The following is a 22,874-nucleotide window of genomic DNA, read 5'->3' as shown; positions in this document are numbered from 1 at the left end:
GACGGATGCTGTTGAAAAAAGCGCCTCTCGACCGATGTCGAGAGGCGCTTGTGCGATGAGCGTTGGCGTGTGGCGACGCGAGCTAGCGTCCGACGATTAGAAGTCGGCGTTGCCCACGGTGCGCGGGTGCGGCAGGACGTCGCGGATGTTGCCCACGCCGGTCAGATACATGACCAAGCGCTCGAAGCCCAGACCGTAGCCGGCGTGCTTGCAGGAACCGTAGCGGCGCAGGTCAAGGTAGTACTTGTACTGCTCGGGATTCATACCCAGGTCCTTGATGCGGGCCTCGAGCAGATCCAGGCGCTCCTCGCGCTGGGAGCCACCGATGATCTCGCCGATGCCCGGCACCAGGCAGTCGGCGGCGGCGACGGTCTTGCCGTCGTTGTTCATGCGCATGTAGAAGGCCTTGATCTCGGCCGGGTAGTCGGTCACAAAAGTCGGTCGCTTAAAGTGTTCCTCGGTCAGGAAACGCTCGTGCTCGGTTTGCAGGTCGATGCCCCAGCTCACGGGATAGTCAAACTTGTGACCGGCGGCGACGGCCTGCTCCAGGATTTCGACGGCCTCGGTATAGGTGACGCGGGCGAAGTCGGAGTTGGCGACATGGTCCAGGCGCTCGAGCAGACCCTTGTCCACAAACTTGTTGAGCATATTGAGCTCGTCGGGGCAGGTGGCCATAACGTCCTTAAGGACGTACTTGAGCATGGCCTCGGCGTTGTCCATGTAGTCGTTGAGGTCGGCGAAGGCCATCTCGGGCTCGATCATCCAAAACTCGGCGGCGTGGCGCGTGGTGTTGGAGTTTTCGGCGCGGAAGGTGGGGCCAAAGGTGTACACGTCGCCAAAGGCCATGGCAAAGTTCTCGGCATTGAGCTGGCCGGACACGGTGAGGCTTGCATGCTTGCCAAAGAAGTCCTGGCTCCAGTCGACCTCGCCGGACTCGGTGAGGGGCGGATTTTTGGGGTCGAGCGTGGTCACGCGGAACATCTCGCCGGCGCCCTCGCAGTCACTCGTGGTGATGATGGGGGTGTTGACGTAGACAAAGCCCTGCTCCTGGAAGAAGCGGTGGATGGCGGCAGCCGCGACAGAGCGGATGCGGAACACGGCGCGGAACAGGTTGGTGCGCGGGCGCAGGTGCTGCTGGGTGCGCAGGAACTCGACGGTTGCGCGCTTCTTCTGCAGCGGGTAATCCGGGGCGCTCGTGCCCTCGACCTCGATGGAGGTGGCAGAAAGCTCGAAAGGCTGGGGCGCATCGGGGGTCAGCTTGACGGTGCCGGTGCAAATGAGTGCGGCCGAGACGTTTTGATGGGCGATCTCGTCGTAGTTGTCGAGTGCCTCGCGGTTCATGACGACCTGCAGGTCGCGGAAGCAGCTGCCGTCGTTGAGCGTAACAAAGCCAAAGTTCTTCATGTCGCGGACGGACTTGACCCAGCCGGCGACGGTGACGGTCTGGCCGCCGAGCGACTCGGCATCGGCATAGAGCTGCGCGATTTTGGTGCGGTTCACGTATCCTCCCATAACGGTTGAATGATAGTTATCCATACAGTTCGATATTCTAGCAGCTCGGCTCATTTGAGCTATACAGATAAAGCATTGGCGGGATGGTTTTTCAAACGAAAAGCGCCCGCGGCCAAATGGTCGCGGGCGCTTGACGAGGTGCCTTTTGGCTGTGTGGCGTGGGGCCTGGCTACTTGGTCTTGGCAACCAGCAGCGGGTCGCCAAGCTTGACGAGCGGGTTGCCGCCGATAAGCGTTCCAGACTCGCCGACATGGTCGATGCTCTTAAGACGATCGAGCTCGGAGACGATGACGGTCACGATGTCCTCGTGACCAGCGGCCTTAATGGCCTCGCGGTCGAAGCTGATGAGCGGCTGGCCTGCCTTGACCACATCGCCCATCTCGACAAAGCGGGCAAAACCCTTGCCGTTCATTTCCACGGTGCCCAGGCCAACATGGATGAACACGCGCAGGCCGTCCTCGGTGATCATGCCGATGGAGTGGTTGGTGACAGTGGTGGCACCGATGCGGCCGTTGGCGGGCGCATAGATGGTGCCGGTAATGGGCTCGATGCCATAGCCCTGGCCAAGCATGCCCGAGGCGATCGTCTCGTCGGGAACCTCGTCCAGGTTGACGAGCACGCCGTTGACGGGGGCATAGATGACGCCTTCGCGGGTAGCGAAGCTTGCTGCGGGCGGAACGGACGCCTCGCCGGTCGAGGTGAAGGTGGACTTAAGCGAATCGAGCAGACCCATAGTTGCCTCCAACTTAAATAGGCGCATATCGCGCGTTTGGTTTGCCGGAAACGTTTCACATGTGTTTCGCGGCTTGGTCAACGCCCCTATTCTACGCTGCTCAACGATACCTCTGAACTGGGATTATGTGATATATCAGTTGAAGGGAAACTTATTGCCGGAGTGTTTCTGTGCCACGGGTTCAAGTGGGGTACGCTTGAAGGCGAAAAACAAGGGCGCATAATTTGCGCGAAGGGAGCACATATGATTGTCGAGAACCATGCGCTGTGGGGCGAGGAACCGACCGAGGAATATCCGGCGACGTTTACGTATTTGGGTGCCGAGCCGCTGCCCGATAAACCGAATGGCCGCCGCCCTGCCGTGATTATCTGTGGCGGAGGTGCGTTTACGCATATCGCTCCGCATGAGCAGGATCCTGTGGCGTTTGCGTTTTTGGATCACGGTTACCAGGCCTTTGTGCTCAACTATGTCACGAGTTCTACGGGTGACGTGAGCTTTCCGCACCCCCAGGCAGATCTTGCCAAGATGGTCGCCACGGTGCGCGCCAACGCCGACGAGTGGCATGTCGATCCTAAGCGCGTGTGCGTCGTGGGATTCTCGGCGGGCGGCATGATCTGCGCCTCGCTGGCAACGCAGTGGAAGACCGGCCCCTTCGCGGCACTTGCCGGGGCACGTCCGGACGACATTCGTCCCGATGCCGTGGTGCTGGGTTATCCATTGCTCGACTTTGCCTATGTGCGCGACATGCAGACGCGCGATCCGCGCATTGACTTGCGTGTGCCCAAGACGGGCGGCAAGACGGGGCGCGATCTGCTCAACGACTACCTGTCGATGGTGACGGGCGGCGAGGCAACTGACGAGCATCTGGCCGACATCTGCCCCACCACGCATGTTTCGCGTCAGATGCCACCGACCTTTGTGTGGGGCGTGTCCGACGACAAGACGGCGCCGATCGCGCAGGTCTACCCGTTTGCCCAACGCATGGCGGAGGAGGGCGTCGCTTGCGAGATGCACGTCTTTGACCAGGGCGGTCACGGCCTTTCGCTCGGCAACGCCAACACCGCGGTCGACAACGAGGACAAGCAGGTGGCGGTCCGTCCCTGGATCCGCCTGGCCTTCCGCTTCCTCGAGCGCCATCTGTAAGAGTCCCGGCATCCAAGCCCTTCAATAACTTGCGGTGAAATAGTTCCTATCTGGGGCATCAACCAGCCCATCCAGGAACTATTCCACCGCAACTTCGTTTTTGATGCCCCGTCCGGAAACTGCGCCCCAGTTTTGCCTTTCAAGGTGGGACGCAGTTTCCCATAGGGCCTCGACTGGGAAAGCGCGTCCCGTTTCGAGCGGGGATTCCGGGATGCATTTTCCGTAAGAGGCCTGTTTGGGAAACCATATCCCGTTTCGAGCCGGAATTCTGGGATGTAGTTTCCCCGAGAGGCCTCATCGGGAAACTATGGCCCTGAACTCTCCTGCCTGTCCCCATTGCGCCAATTTGCTGATTGAACATCGTTGTGTGTTCGCGCTATCATGCATGGTTAAATTGGTTAGCCGTGGCAAACGGTTAGCCAAGGTGAACATAAATGCAACGCCCTGTGGGCGCCGGGGGAGGAACACGGACGTGAAGCTCGATACGCTCGAGATTGGAAAGGACGCCGTTGTCGCATCGGTGGCATCGGACGATCAGGCACTCCGACAGCATATTTTGGACATGGGTCTAACGCCGGGCACCGAAGTCACCATGATGAAGTACGCCCCCATGGGCGACCCGCTCGAGATCCGCCTGCGTGGCTACGAGCTGACACTGCGCAAGGACGATGCCGCTCGCATCGAGCTCGTGGGTATTCACGACACCGATACGGGTCCGCGCGCTAACGCCGCAATCGGCACGACGGAGCATCCGGCCCTGGGCGAGGGGACGTATTCGCCCCGTGCGGCAAAGACGGCCGTGCCCGAGGGCGCGCCGCTGCACTTTGCCCTCGCCGGCAACCAAAACTGCGGCAAGACCACGTTATTCAACCAACTGACGGGCTCCAACCAGCATGTCGGTAACTTTCCCGGCGTGACGGTCGACCGCAAAGATGGCACCATCCGTAACCATCCCGAGGCGAGCGTTACCGACCTGCCCGGCATTTACTCCCTGTCGCCGTACACAGGCGAGGAGGTCGTGAGCCGTCAGTTCATCCTCGACGAGCGCCCGGACGCCATCATCGACATCATTGACGCTACCAACATCGAGCGTAACCTGTACCTGACACTGCAGCTCATGGAGCTTGACCGTCCTATGGTCATCGCGCTCAACATGATGGACGAGGTGACCGCCAACGGCGGCGCCGTAGACGTCAACTTGCTCGAGAGCCTGTTGGGCGTGCCCGTTGTCCCCATTAGCGCTGCCCGCAACGAGGGCATCGGCGAGCTGGTGGACCACGCCCTGCACGTGGCGCGGTTCCGCGAGCGCCCTGGTCGCCTGGACTTTTGCGCGCCCGACGGTCCGGACGGCGGTGCGCTGCATCGCTGCATCCACGGTATTGCTAACCTGATCGAGGACCATGCCGTGACGGCGCACATCCCGGTGCGCTTTGCGGCGACCAAGCTGGTCGAGGGCGATGAGCTGGTAACCGAGGCGCTTCACCTGGATCGCAATGAGCTCGACGCTATCGAGCACATCATCACCCAGATGGAGGGCGAGGCCGGCACCGACCGCCTATCTGCGCTGGCCGATATGCGTTTTAGCTTTATCGGCGACGTGTGCGGGCGTTGCGTCGTCAAGCCGCACGAGAGCCGCGAGCACGTGCGCTCCGTCAAGATTGACCGCATCCTGACAGGTCGTTACACAGCCATTCCGGCGTTTCTGGTGATCATGGGCCTCGTCTTTTGGCTGACGTTTGGCGTGATCGGCGCGGCGTTGCAGGGACTCATGGAGGACGGTATCGCTGCCATCATCGCCTCGGCCGATGCGGGCCTCAAGGCGTTCGGTACCAACGACGTGGTGCGCTCGCTGGCTGTCGACGGCGTACTTACGGGCGTGGGCAGTGTGCTGACCTTCCTGCCGATTATCGTCGTGCTCTTTTTGTTCCTCTCCATTCTGGAAGACTCCGGATACATGGCGCGCGTGGCCTTTGTCATGGATAAGGTGTTGCGTCGCTTTGGCCTGTCGGGCCGCAGTTTCGTGCCCATGCTCGTCGGTTTTGGCTGCACCGTGCCGGCTATCATGTCGACCCGTACGCTCCCATCCGAGCACGACCGCAAGATGACGGTCATGCTCACGCCGTTTATGAGCTGCTCAGCCAAGCTGCCGGTTTACGGCTTGCTGTGCGGGGCGTTTTTCCCGCAGGCGACGGTTCCCGCCATGGTCTCGCTCTATCTGATCGGTATCGTGGTCGGCTGCATCGCGGCTTTGGTGCTCAACCGCACGGCATTTAAGGGCGACCCGGTGCCGTTTATCATGGAGCTCCCCAATTACCGCCTGCCGAGCGTCAAGACGACGGTGATGCTGGCATGGGATAAGGCCAAGGACTTCATCACCAAGGCCTTTACCATTATCTTTGCCGCGACCGTGGTCATCTGGTTCCTTCAGACGTTCGACATCCGCTTTAACGTGGTCGCCGACCAGTCGCAAAGCCTGCTTGCCGGTCTGGGTAGCATCATCGCGCCGGTGTTGGCCCCGCTCGGCTTTGGCGACTGGCGCGCCTCGACGGCGCTCGTCACGGGGCTCATTGCCAAGGAGAGCGTCATCTCGACGCTCACGGTGCTTTTGGGCGCAACGTCGCCCGCGGCGCTGTCGACCATGTTTTCGCCGTTTACCGCCTACGTGTTCTTGGTCTTTACGTTGCTGTACCCGCCTTGTGTGGCGGCAATCGGCGCCGTCAAGAGCGAGTTGGGCGCGCGCTATGCCGTGGCTGTATTCGCGTTTCAGGTCGCCGTTGCCTGGATTGTGGCGTTTGTCGTGCATTCGGCGGGCATATTGCTGGGGTTGGCTTAGTTATTTATTGACGGCGTAACCTCTGTGTATCGAATTGTTTCGGTCCCGTGTCCGTTACTGACGGATGCGGGACCGTTGCTATATAATCGCCTCCGCTCAAAATGATTGGAGATGTTATATATGAGTCAGGCAAGGCAAGACGGCATCACGCTCAGGCAGTGGCTCCCACTCGTCGGGCTCACCTGCTGTGCGTTCGTGTTCAACACGTCGGAGTTTATGCCCATCGGCCTTTTGACTGATATCGCCGCGTCGTTCTCGCTCACCGAGGCCCAGGCGGGCATCATGATCTCGGTCTATGCCTGGGGCGTCATGCTGCTGTCGTTGCCGCTCATGGTGTTCGCTTCGCGTTTCGAGTTTAAGCGGATGCTGCTGGGCGTGCTTGCCGTGTTCTCGCTCGGTCAGTTCCTGTCCGCTGTGGCGCCGACCTATCCCATCCTGGTCTGCGCGCGCCTGGTGGTCGCTTGCGCACATGCCGTGTTCTGGTCAGTCGCCTCGATTATGGCCTCGCGCCTGGTCGACACTCGCCACGGCGCGCTCGCCATCAGCATGATCGCTACGGGCTCGTCCATCGCGCAGATCTTTGGCCTGCCTCTCGGTCGCGCCATTGGCTTGGCCGTGGGCTGGCGCATGACGTTTGCCGTGGTCGGGGGCCTCTCAGCCATCGCGGCCGTCTACCAGGCAGCGGTGTTCCCGGCCATGCCGGCGGGTGAGCGCTTTACCGTCAGACAGCTGCCCGAGCTGCTCAAGAACCCGCTCCTCATCGCGCTCTACGCAGTCACGGTCTTCATGGCGACCGGCTATTACGCAAGCTACAGCTATATCGAGCCTTTCCTGGCTCAGGTCGCCCATGTCGACGCAAGCGCTATCACCATGACGCTGACGGCGTTCGGCTGCTCCGGTCTGCTCGGAAGCTGGCTGTTCGGCCGCCTGTTCGATGGGCATCGCTTCCCGTTCTTGGCTATCACGCTCTCCGGCGTGCCGGTGGCCCTGCTGCTCATGGGGCCGGCCGCATCGTCGCTCGTGACAGTGCTTGCCGTCTGCGCACTGTGGGGTTGCTGCGCCACGGCCTTTAACGTGGCGTTTCAGGCCGAGCTCATCAAGCACACGCCGGCAGATTCGTCGGCCGTCGCCATGTCGATCTTCTCGGGCCTGTTCAATCTGGGCATTGGCACGGGTACCGCGATCGGCGGAGCCGTGGTTTCGGGTCCCGGTATCGCCTGGATCGGCTTCGCGGGCGGGTCGATTGCCGTCGTGGGCGTCATCCTCGCTATCACGGTGATGTTCCCGGCCATACGCCGCGCAAAGTCTGTCGCCTAATCACGTTTCCTCATCAGTTGCGGTGGAATAGTTCCTGTTTAAGGCCTCTGAAGGTCCAAGCAGGAACTATTCCACCGCAACTTATTTTGGGGGAGAGGATACAAGCTGGGCATACAATGGATGTCGTTGTGTTGAGCTTACCGGGAGGCTGCTATGTGGGCATACGAGACGACGTTCTATCAGATCTATCCGCTGGGCTTTTGCGGGGCTCCGCGCGAAAACGCCGCGCCCGTTGCCGAGGATGAGCTCGCCCAGGCTGCCAACGCCGCGCCCAACCCCGATGCTCCTATCATGAAGGTCGCCCAATGGGCCGACTACATGCAGGAACTCGGCGTTGGCGCTGTGCTTATCAACCCACCGCTCGAATCTGATAGCCACGGCTACGATACACGCAGCCTGCGCCATATCGACCGTCGCCTGGGTGGGGACGCCGACTTTGCCGCCGTATGCGACACGCTGCATGCCCATGGCATCCGCGTGGTGCTCGATGCCGTCTTCAACCACGTCGGCCGCGGTTTTTGGGCCTTCCGCGATGTGCAGGAGCGCAAGTGGGACTCGCCGTACAAGGACTGGTTCCACATTAGCTTTGACGGCGGCTCCTGCTACGGCGACGGCTTTTGGTACGAGGGCTGGGAAGGCCATTTTGAGCTTGTGAAGCTCAACCTGCAAAATCCCGCTGTGGTCGATTACCTGCTCGAGTCCGTGCGCCGTTGGGCCGACGTCTTTGGCGTCGACGGCCTGCGCCTGGACGTCGCCTATATGCTCGACCGCGACTTTATGCGCCGCCTGCACGCCTTTACCCGTGAGCTCAAGCCCGACTTTGTGCTGATCGGCGAGACGCTCCACGGCGACTACAACCAGATCGTCAACGACGAGATGCTCGACTCCTGCACCAACTACGAGTGCTACAAGGGCCTGTACTCTAGCTTTAACTCGGTCAACATGTTCGAGATCGCGCACTCGCTGCACCGTCAGTTTGGCGGCGACCCCTGGTGCATCTACCGTGGCAAGCACCTGCTGTCGTTTGTCGACAACCACGACGTGCCGCGCCTGGCAAGCATCCTTACCGACAAGTTCTGCCTGCGTCCCGCCTACGGCATGCTCTTTGGCATGCCGGGCATCCCGTGCGTCTACTACGGCAGCGAGTGGGGAATTGCCGGCGAAAAGGGCGGCCCCGATGGCGACTGGGCGCTGCGACCTGCGCTCGATGAGCCTGCGCCCAACGAGCTGACGGCCTTCATCAAGCAGCTCGCGCACCTGCGCTCGGCAAACGACGCGGCAGCCCGTGCCCTCAACTACGGTGCCTATCGCAACGTGGTGATCCAGAACAAGCAGCTGCTGTTCGAGCGCGCCTGCGACGACGCGACGGTGCTCGTGGCGGTCAATGCCGTGAACGAGCCCTATACCTTTGGAGCCGGCGAACTCAACGGCTCCTTCGTCGACCTGCTTGCCGACGATGCGCCCACGGTCGAGCTGACAGGCTCCCTTGAACTTGCGCCCTATGAGGTGCGTTATCTGCTGAGGGCCTAATTCATGACTGCGCCGGACGAGGGCTATCAGCATATTGAGCATGGGTTTGAGCCCGTGTTTGACGAGCGCTCGCGCGTTTTGGTGCTGGGGTCGTTTCCCTCGGTGCTCTCGCGTGCCAATGCCTTCTACTATGGCAATCCGCAGAACCGCTTTTGGCGCGTGATGGCCGCGTGCCTTGGTGCGCCCGTGCCGCCCAACGAGGGAGACTCTTTGGCGAGCGGCGAGCCCGTGACGCTTGACGCCTCGATTGCCGCCAAGCGGGCTATGCTGCTGAACGGCGGCGTGGCCCTGTGGGACGTGATCGAGAGCTGCGACATTAAGGGCTCGAGCGATGCGAGCATTCGTAACGTTGTGCCGGCACATATCGAGCGCATTACCGGCGCAGCTCCCATTGAGCAGGTGATATGCAACGGTGGTACAGCTGGCCGGCTCTACAAGCGCTATCTACAAGAGCGCACCGGGCTGCCGGCCATCGTTCTGCCGTCGACAAGTCCCGCCAATGCGGCGTGGCGTCTGGAACGCCTTGTCGAGCGCTGGAGTGAAGCCGTTGATTGGCAGGCTTTTTCGATTTAGCAGTTTGAGTGCTCGGCAAGATGCCTCATAACGGCGTGCCAGATCGGTGTGGGCAGCGCAGACGTGGCGCGCACCATGCCGTCGGTGTCGACGCCACCCGTTGCGGCGCCACCGAGCTTCTGCGCGTGTTCGACGGAACACCCCATGCGAACGGCGCCCACGAGCTTGTCCATGGCCTCCGAAAACGGTCGCCGCAAGAGTCCCATGCGCGGGGAGCGACGAAGCGCTGCGATGCCGCTGCCGGCGCAGATGGCAACGCCGCCACACCACAATTGATCATGGCGCTCACATGCCTTGTGCAGGCGAACGGCGGTCCCACGCGCCTGCTCAGTGCCCTCTTGTGCGGCTCGAATCGCGGCATAGACGCGCGTTCCCGTACCGCCAAAGCGCTCAAGCGCCTGCTCGATGGCTGTCAACGTCTCATCGTCAGCCACATCTTCAATGGCCAGCACGATGCCATCGGCAACGCTGCCGGCGTCATTTGCCTTCAAGTCGACCGGGCGGGGGAGTGCGGTGCCGGAAAGTTGAGCATAGGCGGCGATGGCATCCTGCAGGTCCCAGAGCAAAAAATCAAGATCGGCGCTATTGGGAATACTGATATACGCAATGGTGTTCAGTGTTTTTGGTACGTCGCCGCGCGCGGTCGTCTCCATGCCATCTCCTTTCCGGCTCGTTTCCGTTTAGGTTACACCGTCTGGTGGCGCCCCGCCGCGCTATCCTAGTGCAACCCTTACGAAAGGAACGCCATGCGTCTGCCCATGAATACCTCGCTTGCCATGCTCAAGCCCTCCGGTATCCGCCGGATTAACGCGCTCGCCGCCCAGCATCCGGGGTGCATCGCGCTCGCGCTCGGCGAGCCCGATTTTCCCACGCCCGATGTGATTAGCGCCGAGGTGACCGCCGCACTGGACCGCGGTGACACACACTATCCGCCCAACAACGGTCGCCCCGCCCTGCGTGAGGCGTTATCTGCCTATATGGGGGACGCGGGCCTTACGTTTTCGGCTGACGAGGTCATCCTGACCGACGGTGCGACCGAGGCACTGTCGGCAACATTCATGGCTATGCTCAACCCCGGCGACGAGGTCATTATCCCCACGCCGGCCTTTGGCCTGTACGAAAGCATCGTTGTGGCCAACCACGCCAAAGCAGTCTTTTTGGATACGGAGCCTGCGCAATTTCAGATTGACGAGGATGCGCTTCGTGCTTGCGTGACGCCGGCGACCAAGGCTATCGTCATCTGCTCGCCCAACAATCCTACGGGCTGTATCCTCAACGCGGCTTCGCTCGACGCCGTGGCGCACGTGGCGGAGCAGACGGGCATCTACGTGGTCTGCGACGACGTGTATAACCGTCTGGTCTATGTGGATGGCTACGAGCGCTTTGCCCAGCGTCACCCGGAGCTTCGCGAGCAGACGGTCGTCATCGAGAGCTTCTCCAAGCCCTGGGCTATGACCGGCTGGCGCCTGGGTTGGCTCGCAGCCGCAGCCCCCGTCATCGCCGAGATCGCAAAAGCTCACCAATACCTAGTATCGAGCGCCGTCTCCTTCGAAATGGACGCCGCAGCCCGAGCCCTGACCGTCGATCCCACCCCCATGCTCAAAGTCTACCGAGCCCGCCGCGAACGCGTGCTCGCAGCCTTAAACGCCATAGGCCTCGACGTAGTAGAGCCCGCAGGAGCCTTCTACACTTTCCCGAGCATCAAAAAGTTCGACCTAACCAGCGAAGCCTTCTGCATCCAAGCCATCAAAGAAGCAAACGTAGCCCTAGTCCCAGGCGACTGTTTCGGCACCGAAGGCCACATTCGCCTCAGCTACTGCGTCTCCGACGAAAACCTGGACGAAGGCCTAAATCGCCTGTCCACCTTCATTTCAACCTTATAGCCCAACGGGACGCAACACATCAGCCTACCGACATAAGGGTTATGCGTGGGGCGCGTCGCTCAACGGGCGCGAAGATTCGCAGCAAAGCTACCGTAGCTCCGGTCCGAGGGGCCGGGTTGAGATTTTCGTAGATTCCGCACGAGCCGAAGGCCACTTAATGTGGCCTTCGTGCGAGCCAGGACTTGACCGAGCGAAAATCTCAACCCGGCCCCTCGGACCGGAGCGTATGCAGGGTTTGTGTACGAATCCTCGCGCCCGTTGACCGACGCCGGGGTCCCCGCCATAATACTTTCGGTTCACGCACGAATCCGCTGCCAGAGACAGCCGGTGCAAACGGGCATCGCCCGCGAGCTTAATGGGACATCCCGCCAGCCGAGGTGGTCGAGTAGATATGTCTTCTCGCCCCCGTCGCTCACGCAGCGCGGGGGCTTTCTTTTTGGACATGCCCCCGTCACGTCCTTGTGGCGGACCGTGCCCGGAAAGAATTCGAGGAGGTGTAATTCATGCCCCAGCAGTACAAAATCGACAAGGTTGCAGAGATCGAGTCCCGTATCGCCGAGAACGCCGGTCTGTTCGTCGTCAACTACAACGGTCTGACGGTTAAGCAGGCTCAGGAGCTGCGTCATCAGCTTCGCGAGTGCGGCGCCGAGATGAAGGTCTACAAGAACAACCTGGTCAAGATCGCTCTTAAGAACCAGGAGCAGCCCGAGCTCGACGAGATCCTCGCCGGCCCCGTCGCTTATGTGTTCTACGAGACCGAGCCGGTCGAGGCCGCTAAGACCCTTAAGGACTTCTCCGCTAAGTCCAAGGGTGTCCTTGAGATCAAGGGCGGTATCTCCGACGGCAAGGCCGTTTCCGCTGATGATGTTAAGGCTATCGCCGAGCTGCCCACCAAGGACCAGCTTCTCGGCCAGATCGCCGGTCTCATCTCCGGTTTCGCTCGCGACATCGCTGTCTGCGTCAACGGCGTTTCCTCTGGTCTCGCTCGTTCGATCCAGCAGGTCTCCGAGCAGAAGGCAGCCTAGTTGCTGTTTTCACCCGCGGCGGCAACGCCGCACCCCTGGCGCATTCGCGCCGTGTTTTAACTGATCTCCGTGCATCCGCACGGAAACCGAAAGGACTTAGAAATGGCTAAGCTTACCACCGATGAGATCATCGATGCTCTTAAGGAAATGACCCTTCTCGAGGCTTCCGAGCTCGTCAAGGCTATCGAGGACACCTTCGGCGTTTCCGCCGCTGCTCCTGCCGCTGTTGTCGCCGCTCCCGCTGCTGGCGCTGCTGAGGCCGAGGAGAAGACCGAGTTTGACGTCGTGCTCGAGGGCTTCGGCGACAACAAGATCCAGGTCATCAAGGCCGTCCGTGAGCTCACCAACCTTGGCCTGAAGGAGGCCAAGGAGGTCGTCGAGGGCGCTCCCAAGGCTGTTCTCGAGGGTGCCAAGAAGGAGGACGCCGAGGCTGCCAAGGAGAAGCTCGAGGCTGCTGGCGCTGCTGTCACCCTCAAGTAGTCAGGCTTTCTCGCCAGATTTCTTTGCAGACGGGGTTCGCATTGCGAGCCCCGTCTTTTTTGTTTTGGCTCATCATTCCCATTGCTCGGCACGCAGAGCACCGTTGTCTTCGCCGTGCCAATCCCGTTACCGCTGGGGCGTAAAATTGCACCATTCGAGCAATAATTTGCGTTGACCTGCTGAAGAATTGCGTTTGCCTTACGGCGACGTATGTCTCCGGCGGTAAGATACTTCGGTATCGCAATTTGGTCTGCGGCCGCCGTGCCGCACGCACAGGGCGCATTCTGCGCCTGCGAAAGGATCCTTGAATAACATGAAGGCAATCATCCCCGCCGCCGGTCTTGGCACGCGTTTTCTGCCTGGCACTAAGTGCACGCCCAAAGAGATGCTGCCGGTGCTCGACAAGCCGGTCATTCAGTATGTCGTTGAGGAGGCGCTCGACCCCGAGGAGGTCGACGACGCCATCATCGTTACCTCTCCCGGTAAGCCCGAGCTGCTGAGCTACTTCCAGCCCGATCGCTCGCTCGAGAATCTGCTGCGCGAGCGCGGTAAGGATGCTTACGCCGACGCCGTCGCCCACGCAGGCGGCATGCCGGTCGACTTCCGTTATCAGTACGAGCCCAAGGGCCTCGGTCACGCCATTCGCTCTGCTGCCGACGCCGTGGCAGGGGAGAACTTCCTGGTTCTTCTAGGCGACTACGTTGTGCCCAACCGTGACATCTGCGACAAGATGCTTGCTGTCTCCAAGGAGCACGGTGGCGCTTCGGTTATTGCCGTTGCCGCGTGCGCTCCCGAGGAAGTCAGCCGCTATGGCGTCATCGCCGGCGATCGCGTTGGCTCGCTCGAGGGCTTCGAGAATGCTGCCGACGACGAGCCCGGTGCCGTTTGGCGCATCGGCGGTCTGGTCGAGAAGCCCGCTCCCGAGGCGGCTCCTTCCAACCTGTACATCGTTGGCCGTTACCTGCTGAGCCCGCTGGTCATGGACCTGCTCGCCGATCAGCAGGCCGGTAAGGGCGGCGAGATCCAGCTGACCGACGCCATGGCCCGCTCGCTCGACCGCGAGGCCATGTACGCCGTCGTCATCGACCCGCTCTCGGGCTACGACACCGGCACCCCGTCTGGCTGGATGGCCACCAACGCCCTCATGGCCGCAAGCGATCCTCGCTTTGCCAGCGCCTTCTGGGACGCCATCGACGAGCGCGGTGGCTTGATGCGCAAGTAATCCTTTGGGCATCGACATTTACGGGTGCGGACTTCGGTCTGCACCCGTTTTTTATGCGAGTTACTGCTTAGCTCCGGAAAGTGCGACCCACAATTTGCTCGAATTCTGGGATGCGCTTTCCGGTTGGGGCCCCTAACGGAAACTGCGACCCGGAATATCGGCTCAGAACGGGATGCAGTTTCCCATACAGGGCTCAATCGGAAACTGCGTCCCAGTTTGAGGCCTCAAAACGGGACGCAGTTTCCGCCTGATCAACCCTTGCCGCCATTCCGCCGTTCAGCGGCCCGCACCAGTAGTCTCGTTCACAGAAAATATATGAACAGATGTTCGATACACACATATCTACCTGCGCATTTTCTGTCGAAAAACTTTGCTACTCCAAAAACTCAATCGCGTCAAGGCTTTTCTTGCCCAACGGTCGGTACCTGATAAACTATTAGGTTGCGATAACTGGCGAAGCTATGCCTCGCCAACCCACCGAGCATTTCCGTGAAGGAGGAAAAACCTGGTGACCTACGCATACACTGCCACTGAGCGCAAGCGCGTCAGCTTCGGGAAAATCCCGGAGGCCATGGAGCTCCCCAACCTTATCTCTGTTCAAAGGGAATCCTTTGAGCGTTTTAAGGACGAGGGCCTTCGTGAGGCGTTCAAGGAATCCAGCCCCATCCAGAGCCAGAACCATGTTCTCGAGGTTACCTTCGGCGAGCATCAGTTCGGCGACCCCGCGCACACCGTCGAGGAGTGCCGCGAGAAGGATATGACCTATCAGGCTCCGCTTCTGACCGACGTTCGTCTCACCAACAAGGAGACCGGCGAGATCAAGGAGCAGCTCGTCTTCATGGGCGACTTCCCCATGATGACCGATCAGGGCACCTTCATCATCAACGGTACCGAGCGTATCGTCGTCTCGCAGCTCGTCCGCTCCCCGGGCGTGTACTACAGCTCCGAGATGGATTCGGGCAAGCAGATCTACAAGGCCCAGATCATCCCGTCCCGCGGTGCCTGGCTTGAGTTTGAGGTCGACAAGCGCGACCAGCTCATGGTCTCCATCGACCGTAAGCGCAAGCAGAGCGCCACGATGTTCCTGCGCGCCCTTGGCATCGCCGTCACCAACGACGACATCATCGAGCTGCTCGGCAACTCCGATGTGATCAAGCGCACCCTGGAGCGCGATACCGCCCTCACTCGCGAGGACGCCCTCATCGAGATCTACCGTCGCCTGCGCCCGGGCGAGCCTCCCACCGTGGACGCTTCCCGCAGCCTGCTCGAGGGTCTGCTCTTTAACCCGCAGCGCTACGACCTGGCCCGCGTCGGTCGTTACAAGGTCAACAAGAAGCTCAACCTCACCACCGAGGAAGAGGTCACGGTGCTCACCGACGAGGATATCGTCGCGACGCTGCGCTACCTCCTGTCCCTCGCTGCTGGCGAGCAGGGCTTCAAGGTCGACGACATCGACCACTTCGGCAACCGCCGCATCCGTACCGTCGGCGAGCTCGTCGCTAACCAGTTCCGTATCGGCATGAGCCGTATGGAGCGCGTCGTCCGTGAGCGCATGAGCTCCCAGGACATCGACGAGATCACCCCGCAGTCGCTCATCAACATCCGCCCGATCGTGGCCTCCATCAAGGAGTTCTTCGGTTCCTCGCAGCTCTCGCAGTTCATGGACCAGGCGAACCCCCTGACCGGTCTGACCCACAAGCGCCGTCTGTCCGCACTCGGCCCTGGTGGTCTTGCCGGCCACAAGTCCGGCTCCAGCCGCCGCACCAACGTGCCGACGGCCGTCCGCGACGTTCACAATTCGCACTACAGCCGCATGTGCCCGATCGAGACCCCCGAAGGCCCCAACATCGGCCTGATCGGCTCGCTCGCCCTCTACGCCCGCGTCAATGAGTATGGCTTCATCGAGGCCCCGTTCCGCCGCGTCGAGAACGGCGTTGCCACCGATCAGATCGACTGGATGACCGCCGACGAGGAAGAGAAGCACGTCATCGCGCCGGCCAACACGCCGCTCGATTCCAAGACCAACGAGTTCATCACGACCGATGCCGAGGGCAAGATCGTCCGTCCGCACACCGTGATCGCCCGTACCCGCGACTTCGACGGCTCCTTCGGCGCTCCCGCCGACGTGCCTGTCGAGGACGTCGACTACATGGACGTCTCGCCGCGTCAGATGCTCTCCGTCGCAGCAACGCTGATTCCGTTCCTGGAGCACGACGACGCCAAGCGTACGCTGATGGGCGCTAACATGCAGCGTCAGGCCGTGCCGCTGGTTCACCCCGCCGCTCCCTATGTCGGTACCGGCATGGAGCGTCGCGCCGCTCTGGACTCCGGCGAGGTCACCCTGGCCAAGAACGCCGGCGAGGTCATCTTTGCCGACGCCGCCAAGATCATCGTCAAGCATGCCGGCGGCATGGATGAGTATCACCTGGCCAAGTACCAGCGCTCCAACCAGTCCACCTGCATCAACCACCGTCCGCTCGTGCGCGTCGGTGACACCGTTGAGCAGGGCGAGCCTCTGGCCGACGGTCCTTCGACCGATCACGGCGAGCTCGCGCTGGGCCAGAACCTCACCGTGGCCTACATGCCGTGGGAAGGCTTTAACTACGAGGACGGTATCGTCGTGTCCGAGCGCCTGGTGGCCGAGGACCTGCTGACGACCATCAACATCACCCGTCACGAGATCGACGCCCGCGACACCAAGCTCGGCCCCGAGGAGATCACCCGCGAGATCCCGAACCTCTCCGAGGACATGCTTGCCAACCTCGACGAGGACGGCATCATCCGCATCGGCGCCGAGGTCGGCCCTGGCGACATCCTGGTCGGCAAGGTCACGCCTAAGGGCGAGAGCGCTCTGACCGCCGAGGAGCGCCTGCTGCGCGCCATTTTCGGTGCCAAGGCCCACGACGTCCGCGACACCTCCCTTAAGATGCCTCACGGCGCTTACGGCCGTGTCATCGACGTCGTCCGCTTTAGCCGCGAGAACGGCGACGACCTGGCCCCCGGCGTCAACGAGCAGGTGCGCGTCTACGTCGCCCAGCGTCGTAAGATCCAGCAGGGCGATAAGATCGCCGGCCGCCACGGCAACAAGGGTGTTATCTGTAACGTTCTGCCGGTCGAGGACATGCCCTACATGGCTGACGGTACCCCGATCGACGTTATCCTCAACCCGCTGGGCGTTCCTTCGCGTATGAACGTCGGCCAGCTGCTCGAGTGCCACCTTGGCTGGGCTGCTGCGTGCGGTTGGGATACCGAGCAGGCCGACTCCGACAAGTACGTCCCCGGTCCGTTCTTCACCGCGACGCCCGTCTTCGACGGCGCCAAGGAGGACGAGATCGCTGAGGTCATCCGTCGTGCCAACAAGAACATGCTCAACAAGGCCACCGCTGCCTTTGGCGATCACATGCGTCCCGAGTTCGTCACCCAGCTTGACGAGCGCGGCAAGACCCGTCTGTTCGACGGCCGCACCGGCGAGGAGTTCCGCGAGCCCATTACCGTGGGTACGTCCTACATCCTCAAGCTCGGCCACATGGTCGACGACAAGATCCACGCCCGTTCGACCGGCCCTTACAGCCTGGTTACCCAGCAGCCTCTGGGTGGCAAGGCTCAGTTCGGCGGCCAGCGCTTCGGCGAGATGGAAGTTTGGGCACTGTACGCTTACGGTGCTTCCAACGTCCTGCAGGAGATCCTGACCGTCAAGTCCGACGATACCGTGGGCCGCGTCAAGACCTACGAGTCCATCGTCAAGGGCGAGAACGTTCCTGTCCCGGGTATCCCCGAGTCCTTCAAGGTTCTCGTCAAGGAGATTCGCTCCCTCGCACTGGACATCGAGCCCATGCACGATGCCGACGAGGACGCCTCCGCCCCTGTGACCGCCGAGGAGACCTCTGCTCTCGACGACCTGGCTGCGCTCGCCGGTGTTGACGCCGACGTCGAGGCCGAGGATGCCGAGACCGCCGAGGCGCCCGAGGCTGTCGCCGCCACGACCACTGATAAGGAGTAGTTGACTGTGGCAGATTTCGAAGCTACTGATTTTGACTCGGTAAAGATCTCCCTTGCCTCCGCCGACCAGATCCGTTCCTGGTCGCACGGTGAGGTCAAGAAGCCGGAGACCATCAATTACCGTACCCTCAAGCCCGAGAAGGACGGCCTGTTCTGCGAGAAGATCTTCGGTCCCGCCAAGGACTGGGAGTGCTCCTGCGGCAAGTACAAGGGCATCCGCTTTAAGGGCATCGTCTGCGAGCGCTGCGGCGTCGAGGTCACCTCGGCCAAGGTGCGTCGCGACCGCATGGGCCACATCGAGCTCGCCGCTCCCGTGTCCCACATCTGGTACTTCAAGAGCCCCACGAGCTTCCCGATGAGCCGTATGCTCGACATCAAGTCCAAGGACCTCGAGAAGGTTCTGTACTTTGCCAGCTACATCATCACCGAGGTCGACTACGAGGCTCGCGAGGCCGACGCCGACGACCTGCGCGAGGAGCTCGCCGCCGATCTGGAAGAGATCGATGCCGAGTGCGCCCGCCAGATCGAGTCCCTCAAGGAGCAGGGCAACCCCGAGAACTTTGACGAGTTCTCCGACGAGGAGCCGCTGACCCCCGAGGAGATCGCCTCCGGCATCGTCGACATCGAGGAAGAGTGCAAGGACGAGAAGCAGCTCCGCACGGACGCCTTCAACGCCTTCATGAAGCTCAGCGAGCGCGACCTCATTTCCGATGAGCCGCTGTTCCGTGAGATGACCCGTTACTACTCCATGTACTTCAAGGGTGGCATGGGTGCCGAGGCCGTCCGCGACCTGCTCGCTGCCATCGACCTCCCCTCCGAGGCCGAGAAGCTCAAGGCCATCATCGCCGACGAGGACTCCCAGAAGCAGAAGCGCGAGAAGGCCGTTAAGCGCCTCGAGGTCGTTGACGCCTTCCTGAAGGGCGGCAACAGCCCCGCGAACATGATCCTGGACGTCATTCCGGTCATTCCGCCCGATTTGCGCCCGATGGTCCAGCTTGACGGCGGCCGCTTCGCCGCGTCCGACCTCAACGACCTGTACCGTCGCGTGATCAACCGTAACAACCGACTCAAGCGCCTGCTCGACCTGGACGCCCCTGCGATCATCGTGAACAACGAGAAGCGCATGCTCCAGGAGTCCGTGGACGCCCTGTTCGACAACGGCCGTCGTGGTCGCCCGGTCTCTGGCCGTGGCGGTCGCCCGCTCAAGTCGCTCGCCGAGGCCCTCAAGGGCAAGCAGGGTCGTTTCCGTCAGAACCTGCTGGGTAAGCGTGTCGACTACTCCGGCCGTTCGGTAATCGTTACCGACCCCAAGCTGCTGCTGCACCAGTGCGGTCTGCCCAAGACCATGGCGCTGGAGCTCTTCAAGCCTTTCGTCATGAAGCGCCTAGTCGAGCTTGGCAAGGTCGAGAACATCAAGGGTGCCAAGCGCGCTATCGACCGCGGTGCCACCTTTGTGTGGGACATTCTCGAAGAGGTCATCGACGGCCGCGTCGTGCTGCTCAACCGTGCACCGACCCTGCACCGTCTGTCCATCCAGGCCTTTGAGCCGGTGCTGGTCGAGGGCAAGGCTATCCACCTGCATCCGCTGGTTTGCTCGCCCTTCAACGCCGACTTCGACGGCGACCAGATGTCTGTCCACGTGCCGCTGTCCAGCCAGGCTCAGGCCGAGGCTCGCGTGCTCATGCTCTCTGCGAACAACCTGCGCTCGCCGGCATCCGGCAAGCCGGTTAACATCCCTTCGCAGGACATGATCATCGGTGTGTACTACCTCACCCAGGTCCGCGACGGTCTGCCGGGCGAGAACCACGTGTTCGCCAGCTTCGACGACGCGCTGCACGCCTATGACTGCCGCTCCGAGGTCGACATGCAGGCCAAGATTCAGGTCCGCGTGTCCGCTGCCGACGCCAACGTCATCAACGAGGACGGCACCCGTATCTTCCGCGTCAAGAACGGCAAGAACGAGTTTGTCGACTACGACGTCACCGGCAACAAGACTGCGCGCTTCGAGACCTCCATCGGCCGCATCATCTTCAACCGCCAGTGCCTGCCCGAAGACTATGAGTTCATGAACTACAAGATGGTCAAGGGCGATGTGGCCAAGCTGGTTGCGGACTGCTGCGATCGTTACCCCGAGGCCAAGGTCGGTCCGATCCTCGACGCCATCAAGTACTCCGGCTTCCACTACGCTACCCGCGCCGGCCTCACCATCTCGGTGTGGGACGCTCTCATCCCTGCCGAGAAGCAGGAGCTGCTCGATCGCGCCCAGGCTAACGTCGACCAGATCAACGAGTACTTCGAGGAGGGCTTCATCAACGAGACGGAGCGCCACATCGAAGTCGTTAACGAGTGGACCGCTTGTACCGATAAGGTTGCAGCGCTCATGCTCGACATGTTCGACGAGGAGAACCCGCTGTACATGATGGCCGACTCCGGCGCCCGTGGTTCTAAGACCCAGCTGCGTCAGCTCGGCGGCATGCGTGGCCTGATGGCAGACATGTCCGGCGAGACGATCGACCTTCCCATTAAGGCGAACTTCCGCGAGGGCCTGCTGCCGCTCGAGTACTTCATTTCGACCTACGGCGCCCGTAAGGGCCTGGTCGATACCGCATCCCACACCTCGGACTCTGGTTACCTGACCCGTCGTCTGGTCGACGTGGCCCAGGACGTCATCGTCCGCGAGGAGGACTGCGGTACGCACGAGGGCGTCACCTACAACCTCATCATCCCCGGCACCACTGACCTCAACACCGACCTCGTCGGCCGTTGCTTCATCGAGGACGTCGTGGCTCCCGATGGCACCGTGCTCTTTGAGCAGGACGGCTACATCGAGAAGGTCGCCGACATCCAGAAGATGGTCGATGCGGGCCTCAAGAAGGTCAAGCTCCGCGCGCTGCTCACCTGCCGCTCCAAGTACGGCGTGTGCCAGAAGTGCTACGGCTGGGATCTTTCCACCCGTCGTCCGGTCGCCATCGGTACCGCGGTCGGCATTATTGCCGCCCAGTCCATCGGCGAGCCCGGTACGCAGCTTACGATGCGTACCATTCACTCCGGCGGCGTCGCTGGCGTTGACGATATTACGCAGGGTCTGCCTACGGTCAGCCGTATGTTCGATATCGTCGGCAACGTCAACGAGAAGATCCTGGGTCGCGAGGCCGAGCTGGCTCCGTACTCCGGTCACCTCTCTATTAAGCCCGAGAAGTCCGAGTACGTGCTGACGCTCACCGACTCCGAGGATCACACCCGTGTCCTCGACGAGCGTCGCGTCCCCGCTTCGGTGCGCTTTATGCCCGAGATCGAGGACGGCTGCGAGGTTCGCGCCGGCGATCAGATCACCAAGGGCTTCGTCAACTTCCGCAACCTGCGCAAGCTGACCGACATCGAGTCGACGATGCACACCTTCGTTGAGAGCGTCAAGGACGTCTACACCAGCCAGGGCGTTGACCTGAACGACAAGCACATCGAGGTGCTCGCACGTCAGATGCTGCGTCGCGTTCAGATCACCAACCCCGGCGACTCCAAGTATCTGCTTGGTCAGTACGTCGACCGCTACGAGTTCGCCGACGAGGTCGAGCGCGTTGCCCGTCTGGGCGGTCAGGCTCCTGTGGCCGAGCCCGTCATCCTGGGTACGCTCAAGGTCGCGTCCAACATCGACTCCTGGCTGTCGAGCGCTTCGTTCATCCGTACCGCCGGCGTCCTTACCGAGGCTGCCATTGAGGGCAAGGTCGACCACCTGCTCGACCTTAAGTCCAACGTCATCGTCGGTAAGAAGATCCCGGCTGGTACCGGCCTCAAGCCGTACGCCAACGCCAAGCTGACGTATCGCACGGCCGACGGCTATGTCGACATCGACGGCCCGGCTTCGCCCAACGCCAAGTCGCTGCCCGAGTGGGCTCCGGTTGAGCTCAAGGACCTGGACGAGCAGCTCCCGCAGCAGCTCGACTGGGCCGGCTACGACGAGTTCGGTGGTGCTGACGGTTCGTTCACTCGCAACGGCCACACCATCTCCGCCGAGAAGGCTCGCCTGTACCTGTTCGACGACCTGGGCGTGTCGCAGCGCTGGACCAACAAGTTCAGCGAGGTCGGCATCGAGACGGTCGGCGACCTGGTCGGCAAGTCCGAGGAGGATCTGCTGCGCATCGATGGCATCGGTGCCAAGGCGATCGAGGAACTCCGCGACGGCCTGGAGGCCCACGATCTGCTCTACATCCTCGAGAACAACGACGACGTTGCCGACGAGGAAGACCTCTCGCAGCTGCTGCAGATGGTCTTTAGCCCCGACGGTCCGGACGATATCCTGCTGGGTACCTCCGCTCCGACGCATCACGCCGACGCCGACGAGGAGCTCCTGGGCGCCCCGATCGACGACAAGAAGGCTCCCGCCAACGGCGCGATCAACGAGGACATGGCTTCTCTCGACGAGCTGCTTAACCAGCTCGTGGACACCGACGACGCCGAAGAGGCCAAGGACAACGACGAGGAGTAACTTCCAAGTACGTTAACCGTCCTTCCAAAGACCCGCTTCCCAACAGGGAAGCGGGTCTTTTTTTTTCAAGACTTTAGTCCGCTGGCCGCGCAGCGGCCAGCTTTAAACCACCCGCTACGCGGGTGGAGACAAACGGCTTTA

At 61.6% G+C, this 22,874-nt stretch carries 14 protein-coding genes; 11 read left to right on the top strand and 3 right to left on the bottom strand.

Features of this window, described 5'->3' with window-relative positions; translation table 11 throughout:
- Positions 1 to 96: 96 nt before the first annotated feature.
- Positions 97 to 1,500 carry an asparagine--tRNA ligase gene (asnS, locus tag ABHU32_RS06985; RefSeq protein WP_055250271.1) on the bottom strand — a complete coding sequence of 468 codons (1,404 nt, stop codon included), beginning with the start codon at positions 1,498 to 1,500 and terminating at the stop codon, positions 97 to 99.
- Positions 1,501 to 1,681: 181 nt separating this feature from the next.
- Positions 1,682 to 2,245 carry a PTS sugar transporter subunit IIA gene (locus ABHU32_RS06980; protein WP_022093882.1) on the bottom strand — a complete coding sequence of 188 codons (564 nt, stop codon included), beginning with the start codon at positions 2,243 to 2,245 and terminating at the stop codon, positions 1,682 to 1,684.
- Between the two features lie 243 nt (positions 2,246 to 2,488).
- Here ABHU32_RS06980 and ABHU32_RS06975 point away from each other — a divergent pair, with 243 nt between their 5' ends.
- The 5 genes from ABHU32_RS06975 (at position 2,489) to ABHU32_RS06955 (ending at position 9,641) form a co-directional block, all read left to right on the top strand.
- Complete coding sequence (locus ABHU32_RS06975; RefSeq protein WP_161160737.1) at positions 2,489 to 3,388, top strand: alpha/beta hydrolase; 900 nt, start codon at positions 2,489 to 2,491, stop codon at positions 3,386 to 3,388.
- 472 nt (positions 3,389 to 3,860) lie between these two features.
- Positions 3,861 to 6,221 carry a ferrous iron transport protein B gene (feoB, locus tag ABHU32_RS06970; protein WP_271737711.1) on the top strand — a complete coding sequence of 787 codons (2,361 nt, stop codon included), beginning with the start codon at positions 3,861 to 3,863 and terminating at the stop codon, positions 6,219 to 6,221.
- 120 nt (positions 6,222 to 6,341) lie between these two features.
- Positions 6,342 to 7,538, top strand: a complete 1,197-nt coding sequence (locus ABHU32_RS06965; protein WP_346979492.1) for an MFS transporter — start codon at positions 6,342 to 6,344, stop codon at positions 7,536 to 7,538.
- Between the two features lie 153 nt (positions 7,539 to 7,691).
- Entirely contained in the window at positions 7,692 to 9,068 is a 1,377-nt protein-coding gene (locus ABHU32_RS06960; protein ID WP_346979491.1) for an alpha-amylase family glycosyl hydrolase, read from the top strand.
- 3 nt (positions 9,069 to 9,071) lie between these two features.
- Positions 9,072 to 9,641, top strand: a complete 570-nt coding sequence (locus tag ABHU32_RS06955) for a DNA-deoxyinosine glycosylase (protein WP_346979490.1) — start codon at positions 9,072 to 9,074, stop codon at positions 9,639 to 9,641.
- Here ABHU32_RS06955 and ABHU32_RS06950 read toward each other — a convergent pair.
- Entirely contained in the window at positions 9,638 to 10,294 is a 657-nt protein-coding gene (locus ABHU32_RS06950) for a hypothetical protein (RefSeq protein WP_346979489.1), read from the bottom strand. The two genes, ABHU32_RS06955 and ABHU32_RS06950, sit on opposite strands and share 4 nt — an antisense overlap.
- A 93-nt stretch (positions 10,295 to 10,387) precedes the next feature.
- Here ABHU32_RS06950 and ABHU32_RS06945 point away from each other — a divergent pair, with 93 nt between their 5' ends.
- From ABHU32_RS06945 to ABHU32_RS06920, 6 genes are all read left to right on the top strand, one after another.
- A complete protein-coding gene (locus tag ABHU32_RS06945; protein ID WP_346979488.1) occupies positions 10,388 to 11,524 on the top strand; it encodes a pyridoxal phosphate-dependent aminotransferase in 1,137 nt (378 codons plus the stop codon).
- Between the two features lie 503 nt (positions 11,525 to 12,027).
- Positions 12,028 to 12,549, top strand: a complete 522-nt coding sequence (gene rplJ, locus ABHU32_RS06940; RefSeq protein ID WP_117646079.1) for a 50S ribosomal protein L10 — start codon at positions 12,028 to 12,030, stop codon at positions 12,547 to 12,549.
- 102 nt (positions 12,550 to 12,651) lie between these two features.
- Entirely contained in the window at positions 12,652 to 13,029 is a 378-nt protein-coding gene (gene rplL / locus ABHU32_RS06935; RefSeq protein ID WP_006235005.1) for a 50S ribosomal protein L7/L12, read from the top strand.
- A gap of 313 nt (positions 13,030 to 13,342) precedes the next feature.
- Positions 13,343 to 14,251: a UTP--glucose-1-phosphate uridylyltransferase gene (locus ABHU32_RS06930; protein ID WP_118079369.1), complete on the top strand. Its 909-nt coding sequence runs from the start codon at positions 13,343 to 13,345 to the stop codon at positions 14,249 to 14,251.
- 508 nt (positions 14,252 to 14,759) lie between these two features.
- A complete protein-coding gene (rpoB, locus tag ABHU32_RS06925; protein ID WP_346979487.1) occupies positions 14,760 to 18,251 on the top strand; it encodes a DNA-directed RNA polymerase subunit beta in 3,492 nt (1,163 codons plus the stop codon).
- 6 nt (positions 18,252 to 18,257) lie between these two features.
- Entirely contained in the window at positions 18,258 to 22,733 is a 4,476-nt protein-coding gene (locus ABHU32_RS06920; protein ID WP_172676298.1) for a DNA-directed RNA polymerase subunit beta', read from the top strand.
- Positions 22,734 to 22,874 lie beyond the last annotated feature (141 nt).

This window comes from Collinsella aerofaciens (assembly GCF_039758965.1).
GTDB lineage: Bacteria > Actinomycetota > Coriobacteriia > Coriobacteriales > Coriobacteriaceae > Collinsella > Collinsella aerofaciens_BR.
Note: the sequence above shows the minus strand (reverse complement) of the source record. Positions and strands in the feature narration are given on the sequence as shown.

Bases quoted from the DNA above. Each gene is read 5' to 3' on its own strand.
- ABHU32_RS06980 (WP_022093882.1), bottom strand. From the start codon at position 2,245: ATGGGTCTGCTCGATTCGCTTAAGTCCACCTTCACCTCGACCGGCGAG.
- ABHU32_RS06975 (WP_161160737.1), top strand. From the start codon at position 2,489: ATGATTGTCGAGAACCATGCGCTGTGGGGCGAGGAACCGACCGAGGAA.
- ABHU32_RS06965 (WP_346979492.1), top strand. From the start codon at position 6,342: ATGAGTCAGGCAAGGCAAGACGGCATCACGCTCAGGCAGTGGCTCCCA.
- ABHU32_RS06960 (WP_346979491.1), top strand. From the start codon at position 7,692: ATGTGGGCATACGAGACGACGTTCTATCAGATCTATCCGCTGGGCTTT.
- ABHU32_RS06955 (WP_346979490.1), top strand. From the start codon at position 9,072: ATGACTGCGCCGGACGAGGGCTATCAGCATATTGAGCATGGGTTTGAG.
- ABHU32_RS06950 (WP_346979489.1), bottom strand. From the start codon at position 10,294: ATGGAGACGACCGCGCGCGGCGACGTACCAAAAACACTGAACACCATT.
- ABHU32_RS06945 (WP_346979488.1), top strand. From the start codon at position 10,388: ATGCGTCTGCCCATGAATACCTCGCTTGCCATGCTCAAGCCCTCCGGT.
- rplJ (WP_117646079.1), top strand. From the start codon at position 12,028: ATGCCCCAGCAGTACAAAATCGACAAGGTTGCAGAGATCGAGTCCCGT.
- rplL (WP_006235005.1), top strand. From the start codon at position 12,652: ATGGCTAAGCTTACCACCGATGAGATCATCGATGCTCTTAAGGAAATG.
- ABHU32_RS06930 (WP_118079369.1), top strand. From the start codon at position 13,343: ATGAAGGCAATCATCCCCGCCGCCGGTCTTGGCACGCGTTTTCTGCCT.